The sequence below is a fragment of the Photorhabdus aballayi genome, assembly GCF_026153155.1.
In the GTDB taxonomy this organism is placed as follows: domain Bacteria; phylum Pseudomonadota; class Gammaproteobacteria; order Enterobacterales; family Enterobacteriaceae; genus Photorhabdus; species Photorhabdus luminescens.
The window spans coordinates 64,181-79,580 of sequence record NZ_JAPFCD010000003.1; the positions used below are offsets into that span (position 1 = coordinate 64,181).

General features: G+C 42.9%; 18 protein-coding genes. 5 read left to right on the top strand and 13 right to left on the bottom strand.

All coding sequences use genetic code 11. The annotated features are described in order from the left end of the window. Positions 1-22: 22 nt before the first annotated feature. Both speE and OO184_RS02690 read right to left on the bottom strand, forming a co-directional pair. Positions 23-886, bottom strand: coding sequence for a polyamine aminopropyltransferase (gene speE, locus OO184_RS02685; protein WP_265377868.1), 864 nt, complete (start codon positions 884-886; stop codon positions 23-25). 112 nt (positions 887-998) lie between these two features. Then, positions 999-1,346 (bottom strand): YacC family pilotin-like protein, encoded by a 348-nt coding sequence (locus OO184_RS02690; protein ID WP_036782614.1) that lies wholly within the window; start codon positions 1,344-1,346, stop codon positions 999-1,001. 205 nt (positions 1,347-1,551) lie between these two features. On the opposite strand from OO184_RS02690, the gene cueO reads away from it, so the two are divergent. The 3 genes from cueO to hpt all read left to right on the top strand — a co-directional run bounded on the left by cueO (position 1,552) and on the right by hpt (position 4,655). After that, positions 1,552-3,096 (top strand): multicopper oxidase CueO, encoded by a 1,545-nt coding sequence (gene cueO, locus OO184_RS02695; RefSeq protein WP_265377869.1) that lies wholly within the window; start codon positions 1,552-1,554, stop codon positions 3,094-3,096. Positions 3,097-3,208: 112 nt separating this feature from the next. Further along, a complete protein-coding gene (locus OO184_RS02700; protein WP_265377870.1) occupies positions 3,209-3,739 on the top strand; it encodes a Panacea domain-containing protein in 531 nt (176 codons plus the stop codon). 379 nt (positions 3,740-4,118) lie between these two features. After that, positions 4,119-4,655, top strand: a complete 537-nt coding sequence (gene hpt, locus OO184_RS02705) for a hypoxanthine phosphoribosyltransferase (RefSeq protein ID WP_049583287.1) — start codon at positions 4,119-4,121, stop codon at positions 4,653-4,655. Between the two features lie 166 nt (positions 4,656-4,821). On the opposite strand, the gene OO184_RS02710 is transcribed toward hpt, so the two are convergent. The 3 genes from OO184_RS02710 to can form a co-directional block, all read right to left on the bottom strand. After that, complete coding sequence (locus OO184_RS02710; RefSeq protein ID WP_049583286.1) at positions 4,822-5,163, bottom strand: type II toxin-antitoxin system ChpB family toxin; 342 nt, start codon at positions 5,161-5,163, stop codon at positions 4,822-4,824. Then, positions 5,163-5,417: an AbrB/MazE/SpoVT family DNA-binding domain-containing protein gene (locus OO184_RS02715; RefSeq protein WP_225816796.1), complete on the bottom strand. Its 255-nt coding sequence runs from the start codon at positions 5,415-5,417 to the stop codon at positions 5,163-5,165. The genes OO184_RS02710 and OO184_RS02715 overlap by 1 nt, the downstream gene beginning before the upstream one ends. A gap of 516 nt (positions 5,418-5,933) precedes the next feature. Continuing rightward, positions 5,934-6,587, bottom strand: coding sequence for a carbonate dehydratase (gene can, locus OO184_RS02720; protein ID WP_049583284.1), 654 nt, complete (start codon positions 6,585-6,587; stop codon positions 5,934-5,936). Between the two features lie 187 nt (positions 6,588-6,774). Here can and OO184_RS02725 point away from each other — a divergent pair, with 187 nt between their 5' ends. Continuing rightward, positions 6,775-7,701 (top strand): ABC transporter ATP-binding protein, encoded by a 927-nt coding sequence (locus tag OO184_RS02725; RefSeq protein WP_265377871.1) that lies wholly within the window; start codon positions 6,775-6,777, stop codon positions 7,699-7,701. Further along, a complete protein-coding gene (locus tag OO184_RS02730; RefSeq protein WP_049583281.1) occupies positions 7,698-8,468 on the top strand; it encodes an ABC transporter permease in 771 nt (256 codons plus the stop codon). Before OO184_RS02725 ends, OO184_RS02730 begins: the two co-directional genes overlap by 4 nt. Positions 8,469-8,546: 78 nt before the next feature. On the opposite strand, the gene panD is transcribed toward OO184_RS02730, so the two are convergent. From panD to sfsA, 8 genes are all read right to left on the bottom strand, one after another. After that, positions 8,547-8,927, bottom strand: coding sequence for an aspartate 1-decarboxylase (panD, locus tag OO184_RS02735; RefSeq protein WP_214088647.1), 381 nt, complete (start codon positions 8,925-8,927; stop codon positions 8,547-8,549). Positions 8,928-8,995: 68 nt separating this feature from the next. Continuing rightward, positions 8,996-9,850: a pantoate--beta-alanine ligase gene (gene panC, locus OO184_RS02740; RefSeq protein WP_265377872.1), complete on the bottom strand. Its 855-nt coding sequence runs from the start codon at positions 9,848-9,850 to the stop codon at positions 8,996-8,998. Between the two features lie 53 nt (positions 9,851-9,903). Continuing rightward, a complete protein-coding gene (gene panB, locus OO184_RS02745) occupies positions 9,904-10,695 on the bottom strand; it encodes a 3-methyl-2-oxobutanoate hydroxymethyltransferase (RefSeq protein ID WP_265377873.1) in 792 nt (263 codons plus the stop codon). A 70-nt stretch (positions 10,696-10,765) separates the two neighbouring features. Then, positions 10,766-11,281 (bottom strand): 2-amino-4-hydroxy-6-hydroxymethyldihydropteridine diphosphokinase, encoded by a 516-nt coding sequence (folK, locus tag OO184_RS02750; RefSeq protein ID WP_265377874.1) that lies wholly within the window; start codon positions 11,279-11,281, stop codon positions 10,766-10,768. A 5-nt stretch (positions 11,282-11,286) separates the two neighbouring features. After that, positions 11,287-12,789, bottom strand: a complete 1,503-nt coding sequence (gene pcnB, locus OO184_RS02755) for a polynucleotide adenylyltransferase PcnB (RefSeq protein WP_265377875.1) — start codon at positions 12,787-12,789, stop codon at positions 11,287-11,289. A 151-nt stretch (positions 12,790-12,940) separates the two neighbouring features. Then, positions 12,941-13,828, bottom strand: coding sequence for a tRNA glutamyl-Q(34) synthetase GluQRS (gene gluQRS, locus OO184_RS02760; protein ID WP_265377876.1), 888 nt, complete (start codon positions 13,826-13,828; stop codon positions 12,941-12,943). 188 nt (positions 13,829-14,016) lie between these two features. After that, positions 14,017-14,472, bottom strand: a complete 456-nt coding sequence (dksA, locus tag OO184_RS02765; protein ID WP_011145244.1) for an RNA polymerase-binding protein DksA — start codon at positions 14,470-14,472, stop codon at positions 14,017-14,019. A gap of 195 nt (positions 14,473-14,667) precedes the next feature. Continuing rightward, on the bottom strand, positions 14,668-15,375 hold the full coding sequence (sfsA, locus tag OO184_RS02770; RefSeq protein ID WP_036808210.1) for a DNA/RNA nuclease SfsA: 708 nt from the start codon (positions 15,373-15,375) through the stop codon (positions 14,668-14,670). Positions 15,376-15,400 lie beyond the last annotated feature (25 nt).

The window sequence follows — 15,400 nt, forward strand, 5'->3', positions numbered from 1 at the left end:
TCACCTCCTGGCTAATGGGTGATTATGGGTTCTCAGATAGTGCATCCAGCAGATATTGTGGTAGAGCAAAGCTACCGGCATGAACCGCTGGGTTGTAGTAACGGCAGGTAAAACCTGCGTTGTCAAAGCGTTGTTGCAATGTTGCCAGATCCACATGGCGTGGCGCCGGGTTTTGGCTTGCCCAGGCAAAGGTCATAATTCCGCCATAATAGGTTGGAATAGCCGCTTGATAGAAACTGCTGTCAGCAAAATAGTGGCTCAATTTTTTATGGCTGGTGACGGCTTCGTCCTGTTGTAGGAAACAGACACCATTCTGAGCAACAAAGATGCCATTTTCATTCAGGCAGCGTTGGCAACCTTGATAGAATTCAGATGTGAATAATCCTTCACCGGGCCCGATCGGATCTGTGCAGTCAGAGATAATGACATCGAATTTTTGATTAGTGGTATTAACGAAATTAACGCCATCGTCAATGATCAGATTAAAGCGTGGATCATCATAAGCGCCGGCATTATGGTTAGGCAGATACTGACGGCAGAATTCCACTACCCCAGCATCGATTTCAACCATAGTGATGCTTTCAAGATATTGATGACGGCAGACTTCACGTAACATACCACCATCGCCACCGCCGATAATCAGTACTCGTTTGGCGTTCCCGTGGGCGAATAAGGGAACATGGGCCATCATTTCGTGGTAGATAAATTCATCACGTTCAGTCGTTTGTATTGTGCCATCCAGCGCCATAATGCGGCCTAATGCCGCGTTTTCAAAGATGATCAGATCTTGGTGCTCAGTTTTATCGCGATAAAGCACTTTATCAACGGAAAAATACTGACCAAAGTTGGCGTGCAGGGTTTCGTACCAAATTTCTTTTTGTGACATATCCCGGCTTTTCCTCCACTGTGACAGTCATGAAAATTGGGTGCACATAATAACCAACAATTCTCACAGTTGCACGGTGAAATTTACCCCTTTGGAGGGATGAGGAAAAGCGCTATTTAACGTAAGCGAATAAACTTAGCGAATCTCTGGCGAGAGCATGGCACTTTATCGCATTAGACAGATAAATTCCTTTTAGGTCTTGGTAGCTTTCCTCATTGAGCTTATCCATCAATTGGCTGTTGTAATTAGTCAAATCCCACTTATTACGTTGAGCGAAATAAATAATGGCTCGTTTAATTTCCCGGTCAGGAATTTGGCTGTAACCACAGTCATATTTCAGGTAGATAAACACCGCTGTCAGGTCGGCCAGATCTTCAGCTTCATTTTCTGTCAGCGCTTTTGCGGGGTGAGAAAAACCGAAAAGAACCAGTATGTAAGTCAAGAGAGCTAATTTTCGCATTTGTATTATTATAATCAATCAATGTCATAGTACGTTAACATATTAATATATTTGTTAGGAAAAATTTATTTTTTAAAATTACTGTAAAGATCGACTTAAATCACATTCCCTTCGCTTGACCTTCCTGTAAGGGTAGCCCTTACGTTTCCTTTATGAGATGTTTTTTTGTTGTCTATTTTTTGTTTGATTTAACTAGGAAGTGAATATGCAACGACGTGATTTTATCAGATTAAGCGCCATTATGGGTGTATCCAGTTTGTTGCCTGTATGGAGCCGTTTCTCCTTTGCTGAATCTTATCCGACACTACCTATCCCCCCGCAACTGGAGCCAGATGCGACAGGGAAAATCGCTATTGAAATCAAAGCGGGAAAATCCAGTTTTAAAGCAGGAATGGTGACTAAGACTTGGGGTTACAACGGTGATTTGCTCGGTCCGGCACTGAAATTGACTTCAGGTAACCCCGTGACCATTGATATTCGTAATTATCTACCGGAAGAAACTACGGTTCATTGGCATGGACTGGAGATTACTGGCGAGGCCGATGGGGGGCCGCAAGCGATGATTGCGCCAGGTGGAAGTCGGACGGTTAGTTTTACGCCTGAACAACCGGAGGCGACTTGTTGGTTCCATCCACATACGCATGGCAAAACGGGTTATCAGGTTGCAATGGGGCTTGGTGGATTAGTACTGATTGAAGATGAGAACACTATTAATACAGGTTTGCCAAATCAATGGGGCGTGGATGATATTCCGGTGATATTGCAGGATAAACGCCTAAATAACGATGGTCAGATTGATTATCAACTGGATGTAATGAGTGCCGCTGTTGGTTGGTTTGGCGATATGATGCTGACCAACGGCGTTGTTTTGCCCCAACATATTGCACCGCGCGGCTGGTTACGTTTGCGTTTGCTAAATGGTTGTAATGCTCGTAGCCTCAACATTGCGACCAGTGATGGCCGTCAGTTGTATGTTGTTGCCAGTGATGGTGGTTTGTTAGCAGAACCGGTTGCGGTTAATGAGTTACCGATTCTGGCGGGAGAACGTTTTGAGGTAGTTATAGATGCTTCGGATGGCAAATCTTTCGATCTGGTGACGTTGCCTGTGGTTCAGATGGGAATGACATTACCGCCATTTGAGCAGCCACTGCCGGTTTTACGTATTCAACCTCAGCTTTTTTCTAGCCGCACAATACTGTCGGAACAGCTTGCAACCCTTCCTGCATTGCCTTCTTTTAGTGGTTTGAATAGGCGTCGTTTACATTTGGCGATGGATAGTCGTCTGGATATGCAGGGAATGATGATGTTATCTCAGCGCTACGGTGATCGGGCTATGGCGGGTATGGGAATGGATCATGGGAATATGAACCACGGAGATATGCATCATGGTGGTGAACTAAATTTCCATCATGGGAACACCATTAATGGGCGGGCTTTCTCCATGATGGAACCTGCTTTTGATGTGAAACAGGGGCAGTATGAGCGTTGGGTGATTTCTGGAGTTGGCGATATGATGCTGCATCCGTTCCATATCCACGGCGCCCGCTTTCGTATTTTGAGTGAAAATGGCCGTAAGCCTGCTGCTCATCGCAGTGGTTGGAAAGACATTGTTCATGTGGAAGGTAAGGAGAGTGAAGTGCTGGTTCAGTTCAAGCATACGGCGGGAGCGAAACATCCATTTATGGCGCACTGTCATCTACTAGAACATGAAGATACCGGCATGATGGTGGGTTTTACTGTCAGTAAATAATTTTGCTGACTGCAATGGAGCATAACAAAGCGTTGTACAGGGATTATGGTAGGTATTAAAATAGGCATAGGTTTTGTATATTATTTATCCTGCTTAAATGAAGGTAATTGAGATGCTTAATGCAAGATTTGACTCAGAAAAGGCTATAGAAGCTATTCTGTACGTTGCCTCTACAGCACCAATTTCTGATATTTATCATGTGGGTAAAATTCTGTATTTTGCTGACCGGCTGCATTTGGAGCGTTATGGCCGGTTAATTACGGGTGATAATTATCTTGCAATGAAAGATGGCCCCGTTGCAGAGAATGCCTATGATATTATAAAAGTAGCCAGGGGAGACGGGCGCTTTATTCCAAATGGGCGTGATGTTGATGTTATTCGGTCATCGCTGTCAGTAGAAGGACGTTATGGAAATCACCAAATACGTGATTTCGATGAAGATGTGTTTAGCGATTCTGATATTGATTGCATAAATGAAGCAATTGAAAAATATGGGAATCTCTCTTTTAAAGAAATACGTGATATCAGCCACGATAGTGTTTGGATGGCGGCTAACCAGAATGGTGAGACTCCATTGGAAGTGATGGCTGACAGTTGTAAAGATGGTGATAAATTAATTGCTTCTCTGACTTCTGCTGAGTAGCTGATGACTAATCTTGGTAACAGATTTCCCGCATCTTTTAGGACAGATTTTTCAGGCAAACAGAGTTTGGCTATAGGAGATATTCTTTATCTTCACTGCCCTTTTACGACTCCGCCAAAGTTAAAATATCTGTTGGTTTGCTGCTGTGAGCTATTATTACTAAATAATAGTTTTGGTGTATGATCTATAGATTGGTTTCTCTTCTAAATACTACAAACATCCTTATCTTATGCCATACTTGCCTTTAGATATCCTAGGGAAAAGGAACTGTTCAACAATATTGCTAGAAAAATGGCGTATTAATTGGCATATCAACTGGTTATGATTTTTTATTGATTTTCATATATTTATTCATTAAAAACAATTGGTTAACTTTATAATGAAACACACTGTAGAAGTTATGATCTCCGAACAGGAGGTTAAACAACGTATTGCTGAACTGGGAAAACAGATTACTGAACACTATCGTGACGGCGGTAGTGAGCTGGTGTTGGTCGGATTGCTGAGAGGTTCATTTATTTTTATGGCTGATTTATGCCGTGAAATTCAGATCCCTCATCAAGTCGATTTTATGACAGCTTCCAGTTACGGTAGCGGTATGAATTCCACGCGTGATGTGAAAATCCTGAAAGATCTGGACGAAGATATTCGCGGTAAGCATGTACTGATTGTGGAAGATATTATTGATTCAGGTAATACCCTGAATAAAGTGCGTGAAATTTTAGCGCTACGTGAGCCAAAATCACTGGCAATCTGTACCTTGCTGGATAAACCTTCCCGCCGTGAAGTTAATGTTCCGGTTGAGTGGATTGGTTATTCAATTGAGGATAAATTTGTGGTGGGGTATGGTATCGATTATGCGCAACTTTACCGTCATTTGCCTTATATCGGCCATGTGGTTTTGTTAGAAGAGTAGTTTTATCTCATTTGAAAGCGGCAACTTTTGGGTTGCCGTTTTTGGCTTTGTGATTCAGGCATGGTGTGTAGAGGGCTGCGTTCCTATCTACATTTCGGCTCTGGTGCCTAATACGGCTTCCGGTCGTAGAACCATATCGGCAGATATCCCTGATTAATAGTAGAATTTATTCCAATATGCTGGACACTATGGCTAAAATTTCATTAACTACAGACGTCGGTGCCTCTTCAATTTTTCTTGCCTGTCTTGCACTTAGATCGACGGAACGAATGCCATTCGCTAATAGCACTCCTTGAGTCTGTGTACCGGTGCCCATTAATGTCACGGCAAAACCTGCGAACCTGGCATAATTTCCTCCTTGTGTTATAGGAGCAATAATTGTTAAACCTAATTTGTTAAAATTGTATGGACTTATTACTAAGCATGGTCTTTTGTCACCTTGCAGTTCTTGACCCGCGACCGGGTTTAAGCAAGCTTCAATAATATCCCCTCGTTGAAATATTGCCATTACACTTCATTCCCTACAGGTTTACTAGCATCCCATTCTTTTAATATTTCAGGCATCGGTGCTTCTGAGTCACATAGAGCAAGTAGATCGGCCAATTTATACTTGGGACGATGGTTTACCGCAGAGATTACAATTTTTCCTTGTTCTTCGACAATTGATAATTGGTCACCCTCTTTCAGGTGGAGGGATTTCAATAGCTGAGCTGGAATAATAGTACCAACAGAGTTTCCAATTTTTCTGACATGAGTGAGCATAGCACTTTCCTCGTAAGTAACGGTTATCACATTGTTGACACTGTAGAGTGGTTTTACCTAAGTGTCAACATTGTTATTACAGGTAATGTGATTTAATAGCCCATAAAAATGTTTTTTTTCATGAACTACTTTGTCCATTCAAGGAAAATTTGAAACATTCCTTATTTTAGTAAGAAACGATAGCCTTTTGTAACAACTTCGACAAGGTAGGAAACAGTCAAATGGAATGCAGGTGGTAGAACTGATAACCGAATTTTTTACCTAGTGGATAATAATATATTTATCTTTCCTTTTTTCTGTAGTGATGATGAATATATTTATCATGAATTATGTTGTTTTCTTTTTATTACCATATTGAGTACATTCGTAAAATAAAGAAATAAAAATAAATACTTAAGATTCAAATAGGCAGCGATTTAATAAAATAAAAATCTGTATAAATATTTGCTTAATTACACTATAGAAGAGGTTAAATATAACCTTTTCTACAGCGTATTTTGTTAGTGATCTGAAAACTTACTTTTTATTCGTCAATTTAGATACGGTTTGGCGATAGGCAAGTTCCAGTTTTTCACGACTATCAGCCGTCACTTCAAGATCCTGCAATTGACCATTATGAATACCGTAAACCCAACCGTGGATCATCACTTTCTGGCCTCGTTTCCATGCTGCTTGCATAATAGTTGAGTGGCCAAGGTTGTATACCTGTTCAACAACATTAATTTCGCACAGACGGTTCAGACGCTCATTCGGGGGTAATTCACCTAGCATAGAACTGTGTTTATACCAGAGATCACGGATATGTAGCAGCCAGTTGTTAATTAATCCCAATTCGGTGCCATCAATTGCGGCTTCAATACCACCACAACCGTAGTGTCCGCAGATAATGATATGTTCAACTTCCAGTACATCTACCGCATATTGGATAACTGAAAGACAATTTAAGTCAGTATGGATCACCAGGTTTGCAACATTTCTGTGAACAAATAAGTCACCGGGAGCGGCATCAATTAGTTTTTCTGCGGGTACCCGGCTGTCTGAACAGCCAATCCATAAGAACCGAGGTTTTTGTGCTTTCGCTAATTCTTTGAAAAAACTTGGGTTTTCTTCGTTAACCGATTCTGACCACTGCTTGTTATTAGCAAGCAGCTCTTCTATTTTTTTCATCATGATTCATAGCCTGGTAGTGTTTCTTTAAGATAGAATCATATACAACATCAATTAAAATTTTAATATTTTGTTGCTGTTTGTTTTTAATCTTTCTGCTGTTTTTGCAAAGAAAGTCAGGCAGAAAAGGAGCATTATGTTTCCACATTGCACGCAAAGGCGACCAGATAATAAAGGTGTTTTGTAATTTATGACTTATGCATTGGAGTTAACGCAGCTTACTAAGACTTACACTGATGGTGTTAAGGCGCTGCGTGGGATAGACCTGAATGTGGAGGTTGGAGACTTCTACGCATTATTGGGTCCGAATGGTGCAGGGAAGTCCACCACAATCGGCATTATTAGCTCTCTGGTAAATAAAAGCAGCGGTAAGGTTAAAGTGTTTGGCTATGATATTGATACCGATATTGTGAATGCTAAACGCCAATTAGGTCTTGTTCCGCAAGAGTTTAACTTTAATCCGTTTGAGACGGTGTTGCAGATTGTTCTCAATCAGGCCGGTTACTATGGCGTACCGCGAAAAGTGGCGCAAGCCAGAGCGAAAACTTATTTGTCTCAGTTAGATCTGTGGGAAAAACGCAATCAACGGGCGATTCGTCTGTCTGGAGGGATGAAACGACGTCTGATGATTGTACGTGCTTTGATGCATCAGCCTAAGTTATTGATCCTTGATGAACCGACTGCCGGTGTTGATATTGAACTTCGTCGCTCTATGTGGAGTTTTTTGCAACAACTGAATGCACAGGGAACGACAATTATTCTAACGACTCACTATTTAGAAGAAGCAGAAATGCTGTGCCGTAATATTGGTATTATTCAGCATGGTGAATTGGTGGAAAACACCAGTATGAAAAATTTGCTCAGCCGGGTGGAGTCTGAAACATTCTTCTTCGATCTGGCAACGCAAAACCCAACTCTTGAACTGGTAGGATATGATTATCGGCTGCTGGATGCCTCTACTTTGGAAGTGGATGTTCAACGTGGTCAGGGAATAAATAGCGTATTTACCCAATTAAGCGCTCAGGGTATTCATATTCTGAGCATGCGCAATAAAGCGAACCGTCTGGAAGAGTTATTTGTCAGCTTGGTGAACAACAAGCAAGGAGAGAGTAAATGATTCAGTTGTACTGGGTGGCGCTAAAAACTATCTGGATTAAAGAAATTACCCGTTTTGGTCGTATTTGGGTACAGACTTTATTACCGCCGGTTATTACCATGTCGCTCTATTTTATTATCTTCGGTAGCTTAATTGGCTCGCGTATTGGAGAAATGGGCGGTGTCGATTATATGCAGTTTATTGTCCCTGGCCTGATTATGATGGCGGTGATTACTAACTCTTATGCCAATGTTTCTTCCTCTTTCTTTGGCGCGAAATTCCAGCGCAGTATTGAGGAGTTATTGGTAGCGCCGGTTCCGACACATATAGTTATTGTGGGTTTTGTTGGTGGTGGTGTTGCCCGTGGTGTTTGCGTCGGTATTTTGGTGACATTGGTTTCTCTATTTTTTGTTCCACTTCATATTCATGCGTGGTGGATGATTGTTATCACATTGTTGATGACCTCTATTCTGTTCTCATTAGGTGGTTTGCTGAATTCGATTTTCGCTAAAACGTTTGATGATATCAGCATTATTCCGACCTTCGTATTAACGCCACTGACCTATCTTGGCGGGGTGTTTTATTCATTGACGTTATTACCCCCATTTTGGCAAGCGGTTTCCAAGCTGAACCCCATCGTTTATATGATTAGTGGTTTCCGTTATGGTTTCCTGGGTATTACCGATGTTTCTTTGATAATTACATTAAGTGTTTTGACCGCATTTATTGTGGTTTTTTATCTTGTTGCTTGGTATTTAATTGAAACAGGGCGAGGGTTGAGGACCTAAATCCGGTAATTTATTAAAAGTTTCTATTTTTGAAGCCCCCTAAATTTTGCTTACTAATTTTAGGGGACTAAATTCAATTTAAGCTACCTGAACTGGCACGGCTTTAGCTATACGGCTCATTATATTATCACCGTCAAAATAAGCGACATTAGGCTTATGGTGACGGGCATCTTCGTTAGGGATTTGTACGTATGAGCAAATAATTAGCTTGTCACCTACCGCAGCACGGCGTGCTGCTGCTCCGTTAACTGAAATTATTCTAGAACCCCGTTCAGCGGCGATAGCATAAGTGGAAAAACGCTCGCCGTTATCCACGTTATAGATATCAATAGCTTCATATTCCAGAATACCGGCTGCATCCATGAAATTCTGATCAATTGCACAGGAACCTTCATAATGCAAATCTGCCTGAGTGACTTTCACCCGGTGCAATTTCCCTTGTAGCATCGTGCGCAACATGGCTTTTCTCCTGATTCGATGACAATTTAGAATCTTTTTTGCATCAATAATGCCTGATACAACGGCGATTATTGCGTTAAATCTACTTGCTGATTATCGATCAAACGGGTTTGCCCTAACCAAGCAGCCATTAGAATAACGGCTTTTTTGCTTTCGGTATTTAACGGCGCCAATGTTTCCGCGTCACAGATAAACAACTCATCAGGTACAAAGCCCGCTTCGTGTAGCTGCGCGGAAGCTTGAGTAAGCAATTGTTCTGTGTAGCGTTCGCCTTGCGCCATTTTTTCAGCGATAGATCGCATAATCTTGCTGAGTTCTGGAGCGATTAGATGTTCATCGGCTGTTAAATTGTTATTACGTGAACTAAGAGCCAGACCATTTTTATCGCGCACCGTGGGTACTGAAACCAGCGTAATATCATAAGCCAGATCGGCAATCATTTTGCGAATAAGTTGTAATTGCTGAAAATCTTTTTCGCCAAAATAGGTTAAATCTGGTTGCACTAGATTGAACAGTTTGCTCACCACGGTTGAAACACCCCGGAAATGACCGGGACGACTGGCCCCTTCCAACATGGTAGAAAGCCCAGGAACGTCAACGTAAGTCTGATATTCCATACCATCAGGGTATATTTCCTTATCGGCAGGAGCAAATACCAGATCGACGCCGCGTTGATGAAGTTTTTCGCAATCTTCCTGTAAAGTGCGGGGATATCTTGCCAGATCATCTTGGCGATTAAACTGCATCGGGTTGACGAAAATAGAGACGATTACAATATCTGCTTGCCCTTTGGCAGTATCGACTAACGTCATATGGCCGTCGTGCAAGTTACCCATTGTCGGCACCAGTGCAATGCGTTTTCCTTCCTGACGCCAACGGCGGATTTCACGGCGTAGAATCGGTACAGTTTCGACAATCAGCATTGCTTAATACTCCTTAGTCTGTTTGCAGCCTTCGGGCTAACAAGGGTAATTTGTTAATAAAATGAGTGTTCTTTACCTGGGTAGACGCCGCTTTCCACTTGTTCTTTATATAAGCGGATGGCATCACGTATATTTCCTGCTTCTTCAAGGAAGTTTTTCACAAATTTAGGCGGGCTGACTGTAATGCCTAGTACGTCATGCATCACTAAAACTTGCCCATCAGTCACATTGCCAGCGCCAATACCAATTACCGGGATCTGTAATTCATCGGTGATACGTTTAGCCAAATCAACAGGGACGCATTCTAGTACCAGCAGTTGTATGCCCGCCTTTTCTAAGGTAATTGCATCTTTTATCAATTGATTCGCTGATTCTTCATCACGCCCCTGAACTCTATAACCGCCCAGAATATGAACTGACTGGGGAGTGAGCCCTAAATGAGCGCAAACGGGTACAGAACGTTCGGTAAGCATACTAATGGTATCGTATAACCAACTACCGCCTTCAAGTTTCACCATGTTAGCGCCAGCCCGCATAAGCTTAGCTGCGTTTTCACAACTCTGCTCTGGTGTGGCGTAACTCATGAAGGGCATATCGGCAATAATAAAAGTATAAGGTGCTCCGGTACGGACGCAACGAGTATGATAGACAGTATCTTCAACTGTCACTGGAATAGTGGTATCAGCCCCTTGCACTGTCATACCCAGTGAGTCGCCAACCAGCATGACATCAATACCTTGTTCGGCGAATAAGTGGGCAAAGCTGGCGTCATAAGCGGTAATAGTCGCGAACTTACGTTTTTCTTTCTTGAGCTGATTCAGATCAGTCATGGTTATGGGTTTCATTATCTATTTTCCTTCTCCTGCAATTTTTCTTGTTATGTACAGAAATCGGCCACGGACTGAACTGAGATCCTTATATGTAATGATTAGAATCAGAGGACTGCGGTTGCAGCCAGAGTGCCAGGCCGTTTTCTGGAATATGTTTTAGTCTTTCAGATAAAGCTTCCCCATCGGGAAATATGAGATCAGGGGCAATTTCGGCTAACGGGTAGAGCATAAATTCGCGTTGTTTTAGCCCGTAGTGAGGTACTGTCAAGCGTTCGGTATTAATCACCCGATCGCCAAATAGCATGATATCCAGATCAAGTGTTCTTGGCCCCCAGCGCTCATCTTTTCTTACCCGTCCTTGAGCCAGTTCAATCGCCTGAGTGTGATTGAGTAATTCTTCCGGTGTTAGCGTGGTCTCCAGCGCGACTACTGCATTCAGAAAATCGGGTTGATTCTGCGGCCCCATCGGTTTAGTACGATACAGTGAGGAGCAGGCAATAAATTCTGTTTTCGGTAGATCTTTTAATGCAGCAAGCGCATTTTTTACTTGCTGCATAGGTTCCGCCAGATTGCTGCCAACAGCGATATAAACACGAGCCATGATTATCAGCCGTTCCTGCTTAGTCTTGGTTTATAGTGACGGCGCGGCCGTGTACGACGACGGACGATCTCGCTGCCTAAGTCGGAAATCATACTTCGCTGCTGCGATGCATTGACTTGCTGAAACTCTCCCCACCAATGGGCAAGCTCTTTTAGTTCATTGCGGTTTTCGACATTGGCTCGCAGTTCCAGCAAATCATAGGCAGCACGGAATTTAGGATGTTCCATCAGCTTGTTTGCCCGCTTACCATGACGACGTGGTAGACGTAACTGTAATTGCCAGATATCACGCATGACGGTTGTCAGACGCTTAGGAATAGCAATGGAGTGGCATTGCTCATCCAGAATATCATTCATAGCCAATGCAAAAGCGTCGTAGTAAGCCAGGCCGCCTTCTTGGGACAGCTTTTCTGCATGTTCAACCAGTGGATACCAGAGCATCGCGGCGAACAAAAACGCTGGATTAACTCGTTTATCGTTCTGTAACCGGTAGTCGGTATTCTTCAAAACTTGATTGACCATACGTTCCATTGGCGAGTCGTTATTTTCGGTGAAATAGCGTTGAACCAATGGGAAAAGTGGTTGAAATAGGTGGTATTCGCGCAGAAGTTGATAAGTGCTGTAGCCTTGACCGGTTTGTAAAAGTTTTAGAGATTCTTCAAACAGACGGGCTGGTGGAATATTACTCAGCAGAAAAGCCAAACGAGAAATCGGTTCGGCGGTATCTTCGCTGATGGTCATATTGAGTTTGCAGGCGAACCGGATCGCACGCAGCATTCTTACTGGATCTTCTCGATAGCGAGTTTCAGGATCGCCAATCAAACGGATAACACCGGTTTCCAGATCATGAAGGCCGCCAGCATAATCACGCAGAGAGAAATCATTGATGCCGTAATAGAGGCTGTTTATGGTGAAATCGCGGCGCATAGCATCTTCTTCAATTGATCCGAAGATGTTATCTCGCAGTAACATACCGCTTTGTGCTTGTTGTGACTGATTTTTATCATCAGAACCCGTTTGTTCATGTGGACCACGGAATGTTGCGACTTCAATCACTTCCTGACCAAACATAATATGAGCTAAACGAAAGCGGCGTCCAACCAAACGGCAGTTGCGAAATAGTTTACGTACCTGTTCTGGTGTGGCATTGGTGGCAATATCAAAATCTTTCGGTTTCGTACCGAGTAATAAATCACGGACGCCACCGCCAACCAGATAGGCTTCAAAGCCGGATTTATTCAGACGGTAAAGAACTTTCAGTGCATTTTCACTGATGTCTCTGCGGGAAATACTATGTTGTTCCCGTGGAATTATCGTTATCAATGAATCCGAATGAGGATTCTCCTGTTCAACCTTCCTTTGTCTTTTCACATTGGATGAAGATTGATGGTGGTTTTGGCGATTAGAGTGAAGAGTTACGTACTCTTCCTGAGTAGAACGATTAGATCCGGTGATTGATCCTTCACTGGCTGCCTGTGGTTCGCGGTTAGTTTTCCCTTCGCGGATCAATAAGTTACGGCAGAAATTTGCTACTCGGTTAAAAATGGTACACCTCGATAAGTAACTAATCATATAAAACAAATAAAAAACAGCGGCTAATCATAGCCTACTGTGTATTTTTTGAGAATGGTTGTTATGACTAACCGTAACTTTATTCACGTTACCTATACATTTTACCTTGTCGTGGAATTCGGTCTAGCTCCCAGCGTGCTGTTGCTTTTTTCAACAACTGATCACGAGAAAGGTCTTGCCAGTTTTCTATGACAGGTTGATTAAGGAAAGATAATGCCTTAATCAGTAATGGCCGGGGATCATCCAATGGGATAGGCATAGCATGATTCTGTTTGGAAAGTTTGTTGCCATCCTTATTCAGAGCGAGTGGTAAATGAATATAGTCAGGTATTTTCAGATTTAACTGCTGATAAAGCGCAATCTGACGGACGGTTGGTTCGATCAAATCAGCCCCTCTTACCACCTCGGTTACCCCTTGGTAATCATCATCAATAACAACTACCAAATTATAGGCAAATAAGCCGTCACGACGGTGAATAATAAAATCTTCCTCAGCCATGACCGGATCGGCGTTCAGATATCCTTGCAGTTTATCTTCAAAACCGTAAACCGGATGACGTTGTTTGAATCGAATTGCTGCATGATCAACGGGCAAATTTAATTCACGACAATTTCTATCATAAAAACCATTAGTCTGGTGAATGCGTTGACGGGTACAGGTGCAGTAATAGCTTAAGCTTTGTTGTTGCAATTGATTAAGGATATGGCGGTAAGCCTCATGGCGCTGAGATTGATAGAGAATTTCACCATCCCAATGTAAACCGTAATGCTCAAGCGCATGAAGAATACGGTCGGCAGCACCGGGAACTTCTCTAGGCGGATCAATATCATCAATACGTATCAGCCACTTTCCCTGACAAGCGCGGGCTTGCAAATAGCTGCCAATAGCAGTGATTAATGAACCAAAATGCAGGTCGCCAGAAGGTGACGGGGCGAAACGCCCAATATAAGCGCGGGGACGTTCAGATTTTATCATATGGGGATCAGTGGCGATTGTTTATACCCGTCATCTTTCAAGTTGCCTCTTTGTTGGCTGCACTCACTCACCCCGGTCACATAGTTCTCTATACTCCCGGGGATTCGCTCCCTTGCCGTCGCGATGCATCTTGAAATCCATAGGGTATATACGGCGCCATGAAGACGCCGTATTCGGAACACCATTAATTAGCCAGCCATCTGTTTTTCACGGATTTCGGCCAGAGTTTTACAATCAATACACAAATCTGCGGTTGGACGGGCTTCCAAACGACGGATGCCGATCTCAATGCCACAGGATTCACAAAAACCGAAATCGTCATCTTCGACTTTTTTCAGGGTTTTCTCGATCTTCTTAATCAATTTACGCTCACGATCGCGGTTACGTAATTCAAGACTGAATTCTTCTTCCTGCGCCGCACGGTCAACTGGATCAGGGAAGTTCGCTGCCTCATCTTGCATATGAGATACAGTACGATCTACTTCATCCCTGAGTTGATTGCGCCATGCTTCAAGAATTAGCTTGAAATGCGCCAACTGGGCATCGTTCATGTATTCTTCACCTGGCTTTTCTTGGTAAGGTTCTACCCCAGCGATGGCGAGAATGCTTAAGGACGAGGTTTTACGTTTTTGCCCTTCTTGCATAATACTTCTCCTACACACGCACTATCAAACAAACCCCTAGCGGGGAAAAAAACAGGCCGCTATAAATAGCAGATGGAGCATGGGTTGGCAATTGTTCCTGCCATTAGTTTCACAATGGTGTGGAAGCAAATGTATTGCATGCCTTTACACCTTGTACAACCTGGCTGCAAATAATTAGGTAAATCGATAAATTAATTATTTTAGTACAAAAGTTAACTTATCGCCTAAAATCATCCCTTTTCCTGTCATGTTGGCCTGGTAACAGATAACTTCGACCCCAGAATTTTGCGCTTGTTCCAAAAGAGATGAATAATTATGATCAATATGTGCGGCCGCAGCGACCTGTCTGATGCCAGAATGCAAGACCGCAAAAAATAACACCGCTCTTTGTCCTTGTTCTGCTATGTGCTGCAATTCCCGCAAGTGTTTCTGCCCACGGGTCGTGACAGCATCAGGGAAATAGCCGCAATTTTCTTGGAGAAGAGTCACTGATTTCACTTCAATATAGCAATTAACCTGTTGTTCTGCTTGTAACAATAGATCTATCCGGCTGTTCTCTTCGCCATATTTTACTTCCCGACTGATTTTTTTATATTCAGAAAATTCTGGAATGGCATTTTTGGCAATGGCCTCAGCGACTAAATCATTTGCTCTGAGCGTATTAACGCAAATCCAATGACCATCCTGCGTTTCTGTTAATTCCCAACTGTTAGGGTATTTGCGCTTTGGGTTGTCAGATGTGGAGTACCAAACCGTATCTCCCGGTGTAGCACAGCCGGTCATGGCGCCTGTATTGGCACAATGGATGGTTAGTGTTTCACCTTCCGGTGTAATGACATCAGCCAGGAAGCGTTTATAACGACGAATTAGCGTGGCGGATTGTAAGGGTGGATGGAATTCCATAAAAACTCCTTGATGACTGATGGCA

Excerpts from the sequence above, each read along its gene's own strand:
- panB (WP_265377873.1), bottom strand. The coding sequence starts at position 10,695 with ATGAAACCCATAACCATGACTGATCTGAATCAGCTCAAGAAAGAAAAA.
- OO184_RS02725 (WP_265377871.1), top strand. The coding sequence starts at position 6,775 with ATGACTTATGCATTGGAGTTAACGCAGCTTACTAAGACTTACACTGAT.
- speE (WP_265377868.1), bottom strand. The coding sequence starts at position 886 with ATGTCACAAAAAGAAATTTGGTACGAAACCCTGCACGCCAACTTTGGT.
- gluQRS (WP_265377876.1), bottom strand. The coding sequence starts at position 13,828 with ATGATAAAATCTGAACGTCCCCGCGCTTATATTGGGCGTTTCGCCCCG.
- can (WP_049583284.1), bottom strand. The coding sequence starts at position 6,587 with ATGATGAAAAAAATAGAAGAGCTGCTTGCTAATAACAAGCAGTGGTCA.
- OO184_RS02710 (WP_049583286.1), bottom strand. The coding sequence starts at position 5,163 with ATGGCAATATTTCAACGAGGGGATATTATTGAAGCTTGCTTAAACCCG.
- OO184_RS02730 (WP_049583281.1), top strand. The coding sequence starts at position 7,698 with ATGATTCAGTTGTACTGGGTGGCGCTAAAAACTATCTGGATTAAAGAA.
- OO184_RS02690 (WP_036782614.1), bottom strand. The coding sequence starts at position 1,346 with ATGCGAAAATTAGCTCTCTTGACTTACATACTGGTTCTTTTCGGTTTT.
- cueO (WP_265377869.1), top strand. The coding sequence starts at position 1,552 with ATGCAACGACGTGATTTTATCAGATTAAGCGCCATTATGGGTGTATCC.
- OO184_RS02700 (WP_265377870.1), top strand. The coding sequence starts at position 3,209 with ATGCTTAATGCAAGATTTGACTCAGAAAAGGCTATAGAAGCTATTCTG.
- dksA (WP_011145244.1), bottom strand. The coding sequence starts at position 14,472 with ATGCAAGAAGGGCAAAAACGTAAAACCTCGTCCTTAAGCATTCTCGCC.
- OO184_RS02715 (WP_225816796.1), bottom strand. The coding sequence starts at position 5,417 with ATGCTCACTCATGTCAGAAAAATTGGAAACTCTGTTGGTACTATTATT.
- panD (WP_214088647.1), bottom strand. The coding sequence starts at position 8,927 with ATGTTGCGCACGATGCTACAAGGGAAATTGCACCGGGTGAAAGTCACT.
- folK (WP_265377874.1), bottom strand. The coding sequence starts at position 11,281 with ATGGCTCGTGTTTATATCGCTGTTGGCAGCAATCTGGCGGAACCTATG.
- hpt (WP_049583287.1), top strand. The coding sequence starts at position 4,119 with ATGAAACACACTGTAGAAGTTATGATCTCCGAACAGGAGGTTAAACAA.
- panC (WP_265377872.1), bottom strand. The coding sequence starts at position 9,850 with ATGCTGATTGTCGAAACTGTACCGATTCTACGCCGTGAAATCCGCCGT.
- sfsA (WP_036808210.1), bottom strand. The coding sequence starts at position 15,375 with ATGGAATTCCATCCACCCTTACAATCCGCCACGCTAATTCGTCGTTAT.